The sequence below is a fragment of the Streptomyces sp. WMMC500 genome, assembly GCF_027497195.1.
Taxonomy (GTDB): Bacteria; Actinomycetota; Actinomycetes; order Streptomycetales; family Streptomycetaceae; genus Streptomyces.
The window spans coordinates 159,414-173,869 of record NZ_CP114905.1 but is presented as its reverse complement, the minus strand read 5'-3'; the positions used below and the strand labels follow the sequence as shown (position 1 = coordinate 173,869).

General features: G+C 75.8%; 12 protein-coding genes and 1 pseudogene. 1 reads left to right on the top strand and 12 read right to left on the bottom strand.

Annotated features, from left to right (window positions below; genetic code table 11):
* Nucleotides 1-113: 113 nt before the first annotated feature.
* Nucleotides 114-773, bottom strand: coding sequence for a hypothetical protein (locus O7599_RS00740; RefSeq protein ID WP_281620078.1), 660 nt, complete (start codon nucleotides 771-773; stop codon nucleotides 114-116).
* 99 nt (nucleotides 774-872) lie between these two features.
* Here O7599_RS00740 and O7599_RS00735 point away from each other — a divergent pair, with 99 nt between their 5' ends.
* On the top strand, nucleotides 873-2,384 hold the full coding sequence (locus tag O7599_RS00735) for a PLP-dependent aminotransferase family protein (protein WP_281620077.1): 1,512 nt from the start codon (nucleotides 873-875) through the stop codon (nucleotides 2,382-2,384).
* Between the two features lie 20 nt (nucleotides 2,385-2,404).
* Here O7599_RS00735 and O7599_RS00730 read toward each other — a convergent pair whose 3' ends face one another.
* The 11 genes and pseudogenes from O7599_RS00730 to O7599_RS00680 all read right to left on the bottom strand — a co-directional run bounded on the left by O7599_RS00730 (nucleotide 2,405) and on the right by O7599_RS00680 (nucleotide 14,370).
* Nucleotides 2,405-3,967: a hypothetical protein gene (locus O7599_RS00730; RefSeq protein WP_281620076.1), complete on the bottom strand. Its 1,563-nt coding sequence runs from the start codon at nucleotides 3,965-3,967 to the stop codon at nucleotides 2,405-2,407.
* A 48-nt stretch (nucleotides 3,968-4,015) separates the two neighbouring features.
* The gene (locus O7599_RS00725; protein WP_018835487.1) at nucleotides 4,016-4,210 is read right to left on the bottom strand and encodes a hypothetical protein; all 195 of its coding nucleotides are present in this window, start codon (nucleotides 4,208-4,210) and stop codon (nucleotides 4,016-4,018) included.
* A 177-nt stretch (nucleotides 4,211-4,387) separates the two neighbouring features.
* Nucleotides 4,388-5,758: an ABC transporter ATP-binding protein gene (locus O7599_RS00720; protein ID WP_281620075.1), complete on the bottom strand. Its 1,371-nt coding sequence runs from the start codon at nucleotides 5,756-5,758 to the stop codon at nucleotides 4,388-4,390.
* A gap of 172 nt (nucleotides 5,759-5,930) precedes the next feature.
* Nucleotides 5,931-7,571: an alkaline phosphatase D family protein gene (locus O7599_RS00715; RefSeq protein ID WP_281620074.1), complete on the bottom strand. Its 1,641-nt coding sequence runs from the start codon at nucleotides 7,569-7,571 to the stop codon at nucleotides 5,931-5,933.
* Nucleotides 7,572-7,668: 97 nt separating this feature from the next.
* On the bottom strand, nucleotides 7,669-8,250 hold the full coding sequence (locus O7599_RS00710) for an ATP-binding protein (protein WP_281620073.1): 582 nt from the start codon (nucleotides 8,248-8,250) through the stop codon (nucleotides 7,669-7,671).
* A 188-nt stretch (nucleotides 8,251-8,438) separates the two neighbouring features.
* The gene (locus O7599_RS00705; RefSeq protein ID WP_281620072.1) at nucleotides 8,439-9,338 is read right to left on the bottom strand and encodes a serine hydrolase; all 900 of its coding nucleotides are present in this window, start codon (nucleotides 9,336-9,338) and stop codon (nucleotides 8,439-8,441) included.
* Between the two features lie 119 nt (nucleotides 9,339-9,457).
* Nucleotides 9,458-10,336, bottom strand: coding sequence for a maleylpyruvate isomerase family mycothiol-dependent enzyme (locus O7599_RS00700; protein ID WP_281620071.1), 879 nt, complete (start codon nucleotides 10,334-10,336; stop codon nucleotides 9,458-9,460).
* 64 nt (nucleotides 10,337-10,400) lie between these two features.
* The gene (locus O7599_RS00695) at nucleotides 10,401-11,438 is read right to left on the bottom strand and encodes a hydroxyacid dehydrogenase (protein ID WP_281620070.1); all 1,038 of its coding nucleotides are present in this window, start codon (nucleotides 11,436-11,438) and stop codon (nucleotides 10,401-10,403) included.
* Nucleotides 11,422-11,580 (bottom strand): annotated as a pseudogene (locus tag O7599_RS00690) (dihydrodipicolinate synthase family protein); the annotation flags it as partial. The pseudogene O7599_RS00690 and the gene O7599_RS00695, both read right to left, overlap by 17 nt.
* Before the next feature lie 71 nt (nucleotides 11,581-11,651).
* Entirely contained in the window at nucleotides 11,652-12,254 is a 603-nt protein-coding gene (locus O7599_RS00685; RefSeq protein ID WP_281620069.1) for a GNAT family N-acetyltransferase, read from the bottom strand.
* Nucleotides 12,241-14,370, bottom strand: coding sequence for a penicillin acylase family protein (locus tag O7599_RS00680; protein ID WP_281620068.1), 2,130 nt, complete (start codon nucleotides 14,368-14,370; stop codon nucleotides 12,241-12,243). Before O7599_RS00680 ends, O7599_RS00685 begins: the two co-directional genes overlap by 14 nt.
* Nucleotides 14,371-14,456 lie beyond the last annotated feature (86 nt).

The window sequence follows — 14,456 nt, the reverse complement described above, 5'->3', positions numbered from 1 at the left end:
TTGTCACGTGTGACGGAGATGTCACCGACTGATTTCATCTCACTGCATGCTGTAACGGTCCGCCTGCCGAGCCGGAGGCGTACACTACCGCTCCGCGCCGGGCGGCACATAATTCACCTCGCGGGTGTCGCGTCACACTCCGGGCCGTCGACGGGCTCCGGCTCGGCCGGCGCCGGTTCCGGGATCGCGAAGACGCGCATGAAGAACTGGGCCAGCGGGCCGATCGCCAGGGCGTAGACGACCGTGCCGGCGCCGACCGCCCCGCCGAGCGTCCAGCCGGAGGCCAGCACGGCGATCTCGATCAGGGTGCGCACCAGCCGGACGGACAGGCCGGTGCGCCGGTGCAGGCCGGTCATCAGCCCGTCGCGGGGGCCGGGGCCGTAGCGGGCGGACAGGTACAGGCCGGTGGCCACGCCGTTGAGGGCGACGCCCGCGAGCATCTGGGCGACCTGCAGGCCGAGCGCGTGCACGTCGGGCAGTACGGCGAGCGAGGCGTCCATGGCGACGCCGATCACCACCACGTTGGAGACGGTGCCGAGCCCCGGGCGCTGCCGGATCGGGATCCAGAGCAGCAGCACGGCCGCGCCGACCACGATCGTGGCGACCCCCATCGACCACCCCGTCTGCTCGCCCAGCCCCTGGTGGAACGTGTCCCACGGGTCGAGGCCCACTCCGGCGCGCACCATCAGCGCGCAGCTCAGCCCGTACAGCGTCAGGCCGACGTACAGGTGCGTGAGCCTGCGGCCCGTACGAGATCCCCTCCAGCGCGACAAGACTGGCTCCCCTCTGGTCCTGTTGGATGGCTGCGTGCCACTATGTGGACTGGACTTGCAGGGGTGATATGGCCAATCGGGGAAAGGTGGCCTGGTTTCATGGCGGAATGGACATCGGCCGTCGGTGCGGTTCAGCTCGCGCGGCTGCTGCGGTCGCAGGAGAGCGCGGGCGCCGTGGCCCTCGACCGGGCCGGCCGCCGCGTGCCCGCGTACCGCTCGCTGGCCGACGGCGTGCGGCTGCTGGTGCTCGAAGGGCGTGTTCCGGTGGCCACCCGGCTCCCCGCCGAGCGCGAGCTGGCCGCCGCCCTGAGCGTCAGCCGCACCACCATCGCCGCGGCGTACGAGCATCTGCGCGCGGCCGGCTTCCTCGAATCCCGCCGCGGCGCCGGAAGCTGGACCTCCGTACCGGCCGGGCATCCGCTGCCCACCCGCGGCCTGGAGCCGCTGCCGCCGGACGCCACCGGCTCGATGATCGACCTCGGGTGCGCCGCGCTGCCCGCCCCCGAGCCCTGGCTCACCCGCGCCATGCACGGCGCCCTGGAGCAACTCCCGCTCTACGCCCACACCCACGGGGACTACCCCGCGGGGCTGCCCGGCCTGCGCGCGGCCATCGCCGAGCGGTACACCGCCCGCGGGGTGCCGACGATGCCCGAGCAGATCATGATCACGACCGGGGCCATGGGTGCGATGATCGCCCTGTGCCGGCTGTTCGCGGGCCGCGGCGAGCGCATCGCCGTGGACTCGCCGAGCTACGCCAACATCCTGCAGCTCATGCGCGAGGACGGTGCCCGGCTGGTGCCCGTGGCCATGGGCGAGGGGCTGACCGGCTGGGACGTCGAGACCTGGCGGCAGACCCTGCGTGACGCCGCCCCGCGTCTCGCGTACCTCATCCCCGACTACCACAACCCCACCGGCGCCCTGGCCGACGACGACCAGCGCCGCGCGCTCGTCGACGCCGCCCGGCGGGCCGGCACCGTCGTCGTCGCGGACGAGACGATGAGCGAACTGCGCCTGGACGACACCGGTGAGCCGCCGCGCCCCGTCGCCTCCTACGACCCGGCGGGCTCCACCGTCGTCACCGTCGGCTCGGCCAGCAAGGCGTTCTGGGCCGGGCTGCGTATCGGCTGGGTGCGCGCCGCGCCCGAGGTGATCCGCAGCCTCGTCTCCGCCCGCGCCTACGCCGACCTCGGCTCGCCGGTCGTCGAGCAACTGGCCACCACCTGGCTGCTGGAGGGCGGTGGCTGGGCCGCGGCCACCGGCCTGCGCCGCTCCCAGGCCCGCGCCAACCGCGACGCGATCGTGGCCGCCCTGCGGCGCCACCTGCCCGACTGGGAGTACGCCGTGCCGCACGGCGGGCTGACGCTCTGGGTGCGCACGGGCGGTCTTTCCGGCTCGCGGATCGCCGAGGCGGGCGAGCGGGTGGGGGTGCGGATCCCCTCCGGGCCGCGGTTCGGCGTCGGCGGGGCCTTCGAGGGGTACGTGCGCCTGCCGTTCACGGTCACCGGGGCGGTCGCCGAGGAGGCGGTCGGCCGGCTCGCGGCGGCGGCCCGTGCCGTGGCCGAGGGCCGCGGCCCCGTTGCGGCGGAGCCGGCGGGGGCGTTCATCGCCTGACGCGGCCGGGCCGGGCGCCGTCAGCCGGCGCGGGTCGCGGCGGCGCCCGCCGTGGCCGCGTCCGGCGGCGGCTCCGGCAGCAGCTCCAGCACCGCGCGCCGCAGCGCCTCCGGCGTCTCGCGGTGGTGCGGGTCCGGCGTCGCGGGCACCTGGAGCCGGTGCACCGGGCCCTGGCCGAGGCGTACGTAGCCGCGCCCCGGCGGCACCTCGTACACCGGGGTGGTGTGCGGCGGGGCGCCGAGCACGGAGGTGACCTGCGCGGCCGAGGCGGGTCCCAGCACCACGCGGGCTCGGGTGTGGTCCCGTACGGCCGCCCCCAGCGAGGCGGCGCAGTCGAACTGGTCCGCCACCACCACGGTGACGTTCGCCGCCCGGCCGTGCCGCAGCGGCACCTCCAGCAGCCGCTGCGGATCCTCGAGCCCGCCCGCGGCGGCCAGGTGGCTCAGCGCCGCGGGCCGGTCCACGACGATCCACAGCGGCCGCGGTCCCGCCGCCCGGCCACCGCCCGCCGCGCCGCCCCCGGCGGTGGCGGCGGGGCGCTGCAGCCGGCGCTCCGTCTCCTGCGCCGCCCAGCGCAGCAGCGCCAGCGCGCCGGTCGCCGTGGACTCCACCCCCAGCACCCCCGGCCGCCCCGCCAGGAAGCCGAACTCGCCCGCGGAGCCGCCGTCGACCACCAGCACCTCGCCGTGCGGCAGCGCCTGCAGGGCCAGCGAGCGCAGGAGGGTCGTGGTGCCGGAACCGGGCTGGCCGAGGGCGAGCAGGTGCGGCTCCGTGGAGCGGGGGCCGGTGCGCCACAGCACCGGGGGCTCGTCCCGGTCGCCGGTCTCCGTGCGCACCGGCAGCGTCCGCGCCACGCCCTCGGCGTCGGTGAAGCCGAGCACCGACTCGCCGTGCGCCGTGACGTAGCGCTGCGCCCCGATGTCGCCTGGCAGCGGGTCGAGGACGGCGAGGTCGAGGCGGTTGTCGTCCTCGTGCCAGTCAAAGAGGTACTCCCGCCCGCGCCCGCATTTGGCGTAGAGCAGTTGCTCGATACGTGCCCGGGCCTCCGGCTCGCCGTCGCGGAAGTAGGGCGGGTAGCGCAGCCGCAGCCCGGCCAGCCGGCCGTCGCCGTCGAACTCCGCGTCGCCGAAGACCTGATCGAGGTCGCCCCCGTGGGCGTAGAGGGGGTGCGGGTCGTCGGGGGAGGAGAAGTACGGCACCAGCGCCTCGTAGAGCGTCGCGAGCCGCTCCTGCCGCTGCGCCGCCTCGTCCTCGGCCTCCGCGGGCCCCGCCCCGGCCCGGTCGCGGCCGGCCCACACCGCCGCGACCAGCAGCGCCAGGCCGGCGGCCGGCGGTCCGTACGGCATCAGGTACACCAGCAGCAGGCAGGCCCCGGCGAGGAAGGCGGTCGGGCCCCGCCGCTCCGGCGGGGTCGCGCTCCAGTGCCGCCGGGCGGCGAGCACGAGCCGGGCGGCCCCGCGGACCGGCACCATCACCGGCCGCAGCACGTCCGCGGCGCCGCCCGCCGCCGTCCCGGGCTGCTCGCGGCGGCGGGTCTCGGGGGGCGTCCCGCGGCCGGGCATCGGGGCGAACGGTCGTCGCATGGGTCGGGTCTCCGAGTCCTGGGTGCGGGACGCCGGCGGGCCGGCGGCCTAGAGCTTGATGCCGCCCAGCAGGCTGGCGAGGCTCTGCCCGCCGGCCTTGATGCTGGGTGCGATCGCGGTGCCCGCCAAGTAGAACCCGAAGAGGGCGCAGACGATGGCATGGGAGGGCTTCAGCCCGTCCTTGCGGAAGAACAGGAAGACGATGACTCCCAGCAGGACAACGCCTGAGATCGACAGGATCACGGAAATCTCCAGGGGCGACGGAGCCGTCAGAGGTCGTTTGCCAGCCTGCCAGTGAGATTTACGGAATAAAAGCGGCAATCAGGTGATTTGCTCCGCGCTCACCCGAGTGGCCGGGGAGCGGTCGCCGCCCCGCGCCGGCCGTGCTCCCGCGGGCGGGTCCTGTGGGGTGGGCCCGCGTCATTCGTCCAGCTTGGGCTGGTGCGCCGGCGCGGGGCAGACGCGGCGGCCCTGCTGGTCGAAGACGTACAGGTGTTCCAGGTCGATCAGCAGCGGCAGGTGCGTGCCGGGCCGGGCCCGGACGTCGGGCCCGGTCCGTACGACGAGGTCGCCGCCGGCGATCGCCGCGCGCTCGGCGCTCTGCGGCGGCGCGGCCGGCATCGGGGGCGCCTCCAGCACCCCCACCGTCCCGTCGCCCGGGTCGGACTGGCCGAGGCCGTGCAGATGGGCCACCGCCCTGTCGCGCAGCCGTCCGAGGACGGTGCCCTCCTTGCTCTTGCGGTGACCGCCGGGCCCGGTGTCCGTGCGGGGTCCCTCCAGCGCCGGTACGCGAGCCGCGCGCGAGCCGGTGTTCAGGTGCAGCAGCGCCTCGTGGCCCAGGTACTCCACGTGCTCGACGATCCCGCTCATCGCGCACTCGCCGGCGCGCGCCAGCGACGGCCGGGCGATCCGCACGGCCTCGGAGCGCAGGCCGACGATCACCGGCCGGCCCTGCTGGATGCGGAGCATCTGGTGGTCGGGGGAGAGCGGATCCGGCAGCACCAGGCTCTGCCGGCCGAGGTCGATGCTCATCCCGCCCGGCAGCGGGGCGTGCACGACGGCGTCGAGGAGGTTGATCCGCGGGGTGCCGATGAACGCGGCGACGAAGATGTTCTTCGGCAGCGCGTAGGCCTCGCGCGGCGAGTCCACCTGCTGCAGCACGCCGTCGCGCATCACGGCGATCCGGTCGCCGAGCGACATCGCCTCGGCCTGGTCGTGCGTGACGTAGACCGTGGTGACCGCCAGCTCCCGGTTGAGCCGCGCGACTTCGGCGCGCAGGTGGTTGCGCAGCTTGGCGTCGATGTTGGACAGCGGCTCGTCCATGAGGAACGCGGTGGGCTCCCGCGAGATCGCCCGGCCGATCGCGACGCGCTGGCGCTCGCCGCCGGAGAGCTGCGCGGGGTAGCGGTCGAGCAGGTTCTCGATGCCCAGCAGCCGGGCGGTGGCGTCCACCCGCGGGCCGACGTCGCCGCGGGCCTCCAGCTTCAGCGGGAAGCCGATGTTGTCGCGGTTGGTCATCCGCGGGTAGAGCGCGAAGTTCTGGAACACCATCGCCATGCCGCGCTGCCCCGGCGCCAGATCCGCCGCGTCCTCGCCGTCGAGCAGCAACTGCCCCTCGGTCACGGACTCCAGCCCGGCGATCATCCGCAGCACGGTGGACTTGCCGCATCCGGAGGGGCCGAGCAGGACCACGAACTCGCCGGGCTCGATGTCGAGCGAGAAGTGGTCGACGGCCCGGATGCCGCGCTCGTAGACCTTGGTGACGCCGTCCAGCGATATCGCACGTGACATGGTGTTTTGTTCCATATTTCGGTGACAAGGATGCGGTAGACGTGCAGAGTTGGATTACGGGCCCCGAAAGATAGCGAAGTTCACCCGGGCTGGGAACGCCTCGCGCAGCCCGTTGCCCGGCCCGGCACGCGAACGTGCCGCGGCGGGTCTACTGCCGCCCGCGCGGGGGGCGTTACAGCAGTTCGCGCTCGTCCGCGCGGACGAGCCGGGCGCCGCCGTCCTCCTGGCGGGCCTGGTCCAGCCGCAGCCGCGCGGTGTCGCGGCCCGCGAGAGTGAGCGTCATCAACTGGTTGCCGAACCACGGCCCGCCGGTCTTGCGCCAGCCGATCGGCGGGGCGGCGAGCCGGCCGTGCCGGGCGAGGACGCGGCCGAGGAGCCGGCCGGCGCGGCTCCAGCCGAAGCGGAAGCCGGCCTTGATGGGGGCGGGGACGCTGTTGTGCATCGGCGAGCAGGTGAGCTGGGCGACCACCGGCCGCGGGCCCTCCGGCCGCTCCTCCTGTGGCCATCGCGGCTCGGCCACGTAGGCGTGGTGCACGTCGCCGGAGAGCACCAGCACCGAGGCCGGCGCCTGGTCGGCCCGGCCGACCTCGTCGATGAGGTCCGCCAGTTCGGCGAAGGACCGCGGGAAGGCCGCCCAGTGCTCCAGGTCCGCCCGCCGGCGCAGCTTCTCGCCCAGCCGCGCCCAGCGCGCGCCGCGCTCACCGGCGCAGAGCGCGGCGTTCCAGCCCTCGGCGTCGTGCACCGCGGGCGGCAGCAGCCACGGCAGCGACGTGCCGATGAGGAGGTGGTCGTACGCGCCCGGGTCGGCCAGCGCCTGCCGGCGTACCCAGTCCATCTCGTCCGGGTCGACCAGCGCGCGGCTCTTCTCCTCCAGCACGCGCGCGGCGCGCGAGTCCACCATCAGCAGCCGGGTGCGGCCCAGGTCGCGGCGGTAACTCCAGCGCACGGCGGCCGGGTCGGCGTCCGCGCGCTCGGCGAACTCCCGCAGCGGCTGTGTGCCGTCGCCGGCCTCGCGCACGGCCGCGTAGAGCGGGTCGGCCGCCAGCTCGTCGGGGGAGAGGTTGCCGAGGTGCTGGTAGACCCAGTACGACATCAGCCCGCCGAGGATCCGCTCGCGCCACCAGGGCTCGGCGCGGATCGACTCCAGCCAGGAGGCGGAGGTGTTCCAGTCGTCGATGACGTCGTGGTCGTCGAAGATCATGCACGAGGGCACGGACGCCAGCAGCCGGCGTACCTCGGGATCGAGCCAGGACTCGTCGTACAGCCGGGTGTACTCCTCGTAGTCCGCGATCTGGTCGCCGGGCGGCGCGTCGAGGTCGCGGCGGCCGGCGAGCCAGGCGCGGGTGTCCGCGGAGGTCTCGTCCGCGTACACCTGGTCGCCGAGGAGGAGCAGGATGTCGGGGCGCTCGGCGTCCGGCTCGGTCTCCAGCCGGCGCGAGAGGGTGTCGAGGGCGTCGGGCCCGACGGGGTCGTGGCCGCCGCCGGGCTTCGCCGCCCAGCGGCAGGAGCCGAAGGCCACATGCAGCGCGGCACCGGGGCGGGGGGTGCGGATGGTGCTCGCGGGGGCGCCGGGCAGCGGCCAGACCTCGTGGCCGTCGAGGAGCACGCGGTACGGGACGGGGGTGCCCGGCGTCAGGCCGGTCACGGGGATCAGCGCGTAGTGGTGGCCGCCGACCTGCCAGGTGCGGGCGCTGCCGCCGGCGCCGTCCGCGCAGCGGACCTGGGCCTCGCACGGGCCGCCGGTCTCGACCCAGACGGTGGCGCGGCTGTCGTCGGCGTACCGCAGCAGCGGCCCGAGCCGCAGTTCCGCCATCGTCATCTCCTCGTCCCGGTGGCCGCGCGCCACTGCGGGGGAACGCGCGGACCGGCCGGGAGGTTCCGCACGGGCGCGGCCGGCCGGTGCCGGGCGGTCAGGCGACGGCCGGGGCGGGGACGGCGAGGCGCCCGGGCACGAGCGACTCCAGCAGAGCCAGGCAGCGGGCGAAGGACTGCCACTCGCAGTCCCGGTCGCCGTCCCCGTCGGCGTCCACGTCCGCCGGGCCGCCGGTCCCGGCGGGCGCGGTGAACCGGGACCAGACGGCCTTGCCGAACGGCCCCGGGGCACTCCAGCCCCACGCGTCGCTGAGTGTCGCCACTATCTGCAGGCCGCGCCCGGACTCGGCGACGTCCTCCGCCTCGCACGGCGCCGGCACGCCCCCGCCCGGGTCGAAGACCGCACAGACGACCTCGCCGCCGCGGCGTACGAGGGTGAGCGTCACCGGCTGCGGCTCGGCGACGGGCAACGGCGGGCAGCCGGGCACGCCGTGGCGGACGGCGTTGGTCACCAGCTCGGAGACGACGCACTCGACGCTGTCGGTGAGCTCGGCGAGATCCCAGTCACGCAGCGTGGTGCGGACCGTGCGCCGGGCCTCGGCTATCGATCGGGGATGGGCGTCGAGGGCGCAGGCGGCGAAAGCCGAAGCCTCGGCTCCCTCCCCGAAGGCTGCCGCCATGCCAATTCCCCGATCGGTGATGTCGTCTTGGAACGCGCCGGTTGTTCAATGGTGAGTGATATCGACCTCTGGATGCAAGTACAGATGCACATTCATCCGCAAGGACAGGTGCACGTCCCCCGGCAATTCCGGCATACGGACCGCGCGGACCCGCCCGCGCCGGCCCCGCGGATGCGGGTGGCGGCCGATCAGTCACGGAGCGCGTTCGCCGCCGCCGTCGTGACGTTCTCGACGACGTCGATCCCCGCGCGGTACGAGGCGTGGCCGTCGGAGAGGACGGCGACCAGGAGCGTGTGGCCGCGGTGCTCGACGCGGCCGATGCTGTTGACGTCCCACAGCCCGGTCGCCGAGCGCGGCAGCCAGCCGTTCTTCAGCGCCGCCTCGCCGGCGTCGTCCGCCGCCGCGGACACGCCCCAGCGCTGGTCCCCGACCACCGTGGTCATCAGCTTCTCGACGTAGTGGCGCGAGTCGTCGCTGAGCGGCGAGCCGCCGTCGCCGTACACCGCTTCGAGCAGCGCCAACTGATCGGACGCGGTCGTCTGCGTCAGTCCCCAGGTGCCGCCGTCACCGGGCTCGGTCCCGGTCAGGCCGAGGCGGCGGTTGGCCTCGTCGAGGCCGGCGCCGCCGCCGATCTCGGCCCAGAGCGCGTCGGTGGCGTCGTTGTCGCTGCTGCGTATCATCGCCGCGGCCCGCTTCTCCTGCCCGGCGCTCAGTGCTCTGCCCTCGTCCTGGGCCTGCAGCAGCAGGGCGGCGAGTATGTCGACCTTGACGATGCTCGCGGTGTCGAACGCTCCCTTGCCCGAGGCGTACGTGGCCCGGGCGCCGGTGTCGAGATCCGCCACCGCGACGTCGTACGTCCCGGGCGCCTCCGGCAGCGCCTTCAGCGCCTTCGTCACGGCCTCGTCCGGGGACGGGGCGGCGGCCTCGGCGGCCCCGGGGGAGTGGTGGACGTAGAGCGTGCGGGGAGCGCGTGCGATCTCCGCGGCCCCCTCCGCGACGGGAGCGGAGGACGCCGCGGCGCCGGCGAGCACGGCCAGCGTGACCGCGGACGCCGCGGCGGAGCGCGGGGCGGGGAGTTTTCTCGGCACGCTGCCGGAGGCTAGGCGGCCGGGACTCGGAAACGACTGGGAATCAGATGAAGATTCGATGAGAAAAGGGGCAAGAGATGGTATTCACTGACTCAGTGTGATGAGGCCGGCGGCGCCGGTCAGCGGATGATCGACACGATGCCGCAGGCGGCCTCGGCAAGGGCCCGGTCGCCGCGGACCTCGGCCCGGGCGAGGGCCGCCGCCGGCTCCACGCCCCGTACGCACAGCCGCCAGGCGGTCTCCGCATCCAGCCGCACCAGCGCGTCCGGCTCGCCGTCCCCGTGCGGGGCGGCAAGGGACCAGCGGGTGCCACTCTCCGGAGCCGGCCCGGTTGCCGTCGCCGTCCAGGCGCCGGCCGGGTCGGTCACCGCCATCCGGACCCGCGTCCCGGGCGGCGCGGCGGTGTCGCGCAGGGTGTGCGGCAGCGCGCGCATGAAGGTGTCGAGCACCGCGGCCAGCGGACCGGACGCGGAGTCGGTGGGCAGCCCGGCGGCGTGCCGGATCTGCTGCCGGTGCGTCCAGAACTCGGTGAAGTCTCGCGCCACGTCGAGCCAGCGCGGGGCCGGCTCGGCGCCCGCCCACGACACGCCCAGCGAAGTGCCGCGCAGCGCGTCGGCCGTGAAGTGGGCGGCGATTCCGGCGCCGGCCACTTCGAGCGCGCCGGTCAGGGACGCGGGGCTGACGCGGGCGTGGGCATCCACCCACTCCTGGTTGATGCGGTGGATGAACGCCGCCAGCGGCTCGCCCGGCGCGGGGGCCGGGCCGCCCGTGTGGCCGTCGCGCTCGCGGGCGAGGCGGCCGTAGAAGTCGCCCAGCAGGTGCGCCGCCACGTCGTGCACCGTCCAGCCGGGCACCGCCGCGCGCTGCCAGTCGTCCGGCCGGAGCGCGTGCAGCGTGGCCAGGAGCGCGCGCTGCTCGGGGGCGAACAGCGGGCGGGCGTCGATCGGCGGGCCGAGCCAGGGCAGGTCCGGCTCCGGCGGGGGCACCTGCGGTTCCATGCCCGGATCCTGCCATCCGCCGCAGGAGCCCGGTCAAGCAGTTACGAGGGCCCGCCGGCCCGGTTCAGAACAGCCGGGTCAGCGCCGTGGCGTCCACCGGGTACAGCGGCTCCTCGCCCGCCAGCAGCCGCAGCACCTCGGCGACCGCCGACGCGCCGAGCCGTTCGTGGCACTCCTTCGTGCCCGCCGCCCGGTGCGGGGTCAGCAGCACGTTCGGCAGCCGCCGGAACGGGTGGCCGGCCGGCAGCGGCTCGGCGTCGAAGACGTCCAGGGCCGCGTCGATGCGACCGGTGCGCAGCTCCGCCAGCAGCGCGTCCTCGTCCACGAGCCAGGAACGCGCGGTGTTCACCAGCCCCGCCCCGTCCGGCAGCAGCGCCAGCTCCGGGGCGCCGAGCAGCCGCCTCGTCGCCTCCGTGGCCGGGGCGTGCACGGCGACGACCCGGCTGGTGCGCAGCAACTCGTCCAGCGGCAGGACCCGCACCCCCAGCTCCGCCGCCTCCCCCTCCGGCAGATACGGGTCCGTCACCGCCACCCGGGCGCCGCACGCCCGGACCAGCTCGATGTACGCGCGGCCCGTGCGGGACGCGCCGATGACGCCCACCGCGCTCGCACCCAGCTCGTGCCGCGGCGGCGCCTGCCCCGCGCTCTCCCAGTCCGCGCCGCCGCGCATCGCGTGGTCGAAGCGGTGGATCCGGTGCAGCAGGGCGAGGGTGAAGGCGAGCGCGACCTCGGCCACCGGCCGGGCCATCGCGTCGCCGGCCTGCGTGACCGTGACGCCGCGCAGGAAGGCGTCCTCGGTGACGTACGGGGCGACGGCGGAGCCGGTGTGCGCGAGGAGTTCGAGGCGGTCGGCCACCGAGAGGAGCCCGGCGTCCAACCGCGGCGCCCCCCATGCGGTGACCAGCGCCCGGGCCCCGGGCAGGGCGGCGGCCAGCGCCGCCCGGTCACCGTGGTCGTCCAGCACGGTCAGCTCCGCGGCGTCCGCCAGCCGCCGCCACACGCCGGCGGTGAAGAACTGCGCGCGCAGCGCGGGCGGTACGCAGACCACCACCCGGTCCCGGGTGGTGGTCTGCGTACCGCCCGGGTCAGCGGAGCCGGTCATCCAGGTGCTCCTTCACGAGGTCGTCGTCGGTCAGCCACGGGTACGCGGCGGCGACCCGGGTCAGCTCGTCGGCCTGGCCCGGGGAGAGCGTCTCGCCGGGGTCGAGGCACCAGGTGCCCGCGAGCAGCCCCTGCCGCCGCAGCCTGCCGCCGCGGGACGGTGCCGGCGGCGGGGGAGGCTGACCGGTCGGCCGCCGGCGGGAGAGCCGACCGGTCAGCCGCCGGCCACCGGGCGCAGGGCCAGCCTGGCGCGCTTCGGCGGCAGGTACACCTCCGGGAGGTCCACCTCCGGCAGCGTGACCTCCGGGCCCACCGTGAAGCCCTCGCGGCGCATCCGGGCGATGGCGCGACCGTTGTCCGCGTCCGGCTCCAGGACCAGGCGCCGTGCGCCCCCGGCCGCGGCGAAGCCGGTGATGACCCGCATCAGCGCGCCCGTGAAACCGGACCGCGCACCGCCGTCCGCCGGGCCGACCAACAGGTGCAGGCCGAGGTCGCCGGGCTCGGCCGGGTAGCACTCCGAGACCCGGTCGGCGGCCGGGTCGTACGTCTGCAGCAGCGCGACCGGCTCGCCGCCCAGCACCATCAGGTGGGCGTGGTGGGTGGGGAGCGTGTCCATGTGCGCGTAGACGTCGCGCACCTGCTCGCGGCTCAGCCCGGTCATGCCCCAGAAGCGGGCGCGTTCCGCGGTGACCCAGCCGTGCAGCAGGCCGGCGTCCGCGTCCGGGACGACGGGCACGATCCGGACGGCGCCGAAGCCGTCGACCTTCTGCTCGTAGCGCGGCGCCCGGTCGCGGGGCGCGGGATCAGCGGTCGGCATGGGACTCCTCGAGGGCCTGCCAGTCGGTGAGTACGGGAACCAGCTCGCCGCGCAGCCACGGCCCGAGCTGGTCGCGGTGGTGCGGGGAGCCGGGGACGCCGCAGGCGCCGAAGGGGACCACCCAGCGGCTCTCCCCGCGGCGGGCGACGTCCCAGACGTAGCGGGCGGCCGGGCCCCGGGCGCACAGGTCGGTGACGCCCGGGACGGCGGCGGTGGCCAGCACGCAGTCGTGGTCGCCGGCCAGGCCCGGCCACGGCTCGTCCCCGGCGTCGCCGCGATTCCCGGGGCCGCCGGGCAGCGCCTGCCAGGGCGCCAGCCGGTGCGCCTCGCCCCAGGTCGCCGGCTCGCCCGGCGCCGCCCCCGCGAGCTGCGCCGCGGCCTCCTCGGCGGCGGCCCGCACCAGCGCGGGCCGGTCGATCTCCGGCAGCCGGTCGGTGGTGAGCAGGGTGCCCAGGGCGTACGCGATCCGGGTGCGCAGGTCCAGCCAGGGCAGCAGCAGCGCGGGGTACGGGGGCGGGTCGGCCAGCGGCGCCAGCGCTGGGTGCGCGGCCAGGGCGCGGACGACGGCGGAGCGCAGCCGCGCGTACGCCAGCGCGTCGGTGCTGCCCGCGTCCATCCGCAGATCCCAGCGCAGCAGCCGGTCGCGCAACTCCGCGGCGGCGGGCCCCAGTCCGTCGACTCCGGCGAGCAGAGCGAGCAGCGGGCGGGCCGCGGCGGCGAAGGTGTCGGTGTGCACGGCGGCCATGTCCCCGGCGCGCCAGGTCCCGCCGCCGTCGAGGAGTTCGCGGATGCGCTCCGCGCGGTGCGGCGGGGCGAACTCGGCGCCGAACGGGGCGGCCGGGCCGCGCTCGTTGGCCATCACCGCGATGCCGCCGGCCACGGGCACGGACGGCATCGGCGCGTGCCGCCCGCGCCACGCGTACGCCGGCTCCCACGCCGGTACGACACCGCGCATGCTGGCCCCGTCGCGCACCGGCACCGTACCGGCGACGCGGTGCAGCAACCCGCCTTCGGTGTCGGCGGCGAGCACCACGTTGACCGGCTCCACCCAGCGGTCCAGCGCCGCGTCCACGTCGGCGACGCGGCGGGCCGCGAGCAGCGCGGGCAGCGCCGAGAAGCCGAGGTCCCCGTACACCCGCGGCGGATACCGCAGGCTCAGCGCCTCCCACTCGCCGTCCGCCGCACCGCCCGCCGCACCGCCCGGCACCTCGGCGAGCACCGGGCCGCGGCCGGTCTCGACCACCTCGACCACGGCTGGCTCGGCGCCCGCCACCTCGACGGTCTCGGCGTGCGCCGCCGCGGGCTCCCAGCCGTCGGGGCCCAGCGCCTCGATGCGCCCCGCGCGGCGGCGCAGCCGTTCGCGGTAGAGGTCCTGGTAGTCGGCCATGGCGTTGGTGATGGCCCAGGCGACGCCGCCGGTGTGGCCGAAGTGCGGCAGCCCGGGGACGCCCGGGACGGCGAAGCCGACGACGTCGTACTCCGGGCAGGCCAGATGGATCTGCTGGTAGACCCCGGGGTTCTCGATGAACCGGTGCGGGTCCCCGGCGATCAGCGCACCGCCGCCCGCGGTCCGCGCCCCGGACAGCAGCCAGCCGTTGCTGCCCGCGGTGCCCGGCCCGTCCGTGGCGAACAGCTCCACCGCCTCCGCGCCCAGCCTTTCGGCGACCGTCCGGCGCCACAGCTTGGCGGGGAAGCCGGCGAAGAGGATGTGGGTGGACAGCCACACGGCCAGCGGCGTCCACGGCGACCAGCGGCCGGGCACGAGACCGGTGGCCGCGAACTCCGGCGCCCGCGCGGCGCCTTCCGCGAGCCCGGCGTTGACGCCGTCGACGTACGACGACACCCAGCCGGCGGTCTCGCGGTCCTCTTCCGCCAGGTGCCGGAAGCAGCGGCGGGCGGTGTCGTCCAGCCGGACGCGGCGGGCGAAGACGTCCCAGTCGCGGGCCGCCGTGCCCAGGAAGGCGGCGGAGGTGCCGGCGGCGCGGTGCCGCTCGACCTCCAGTTGCCACGCACGGTCGAAGGCGGTGACCCGCCCCTGGGCGTGGGCGAGTTCGCGGGGGTCGGCGGCGCGGATGTGGGGGATGCCCCAGGAGTCGCGGTATACCTCGATGCTCAACGCCGTCGCCACCCTCGCTCGAAGAAACTTAGGGTAGCCTAACCAAAGAAGTCGGGTGGGGCGCGGTCGGGGGTCCGCGCCCCACC